The 227-nt window shown below is 58.1% G+C and carries 1 protein-coding gene; it reads right to left on the bottom strand.

Going from position 1 to position 227, the window contains the following annotated elements:
* Positions 1–227: SdrD B-like domain-containing protein (locus J2I46_RS32745; RefSeq protein ID WP_207333323.1), on the bottom strand; the 227-nt coding region annotated here is incomplete at both ends.

Raw genomic sequence — 227 nt, 5'->3', positions numbered from 1 at the left:
TTGCGATTCGTATCGTTAAACACATAGTCACCCAGTGAGGCAGGCTTGTAGAAACCAGCGTCCACCGTTGGGTTGAACTCGTCAGCCGTCAGCGAGTACACACCCGTCAGACCCGTAGCTACTGAAGCGTCTGAGTCCAGAGCGTCATTCGTACCCACGTTAGCCAGTGTGGGCAGGAAGCCCGCAGGCTGACCGAAGCCAACCACGTATGGCGTCCCCGGCGTCAG

Source organism: Fibrella forsythiae (assembly GCF_017353175.1).
In the GTDB taxonomy this organism is placed as follows: domain Bacteria; phylum Bacteroidota; class Bacteroidia; order Cytophagales; family Spirosomataceae; genus Fibrella; species Fibrella forsythiae.
Note: the sequence above shows the minus strand (reverse complement) of the source record. Positions and strands in the feature narration are given on the sequence as shown.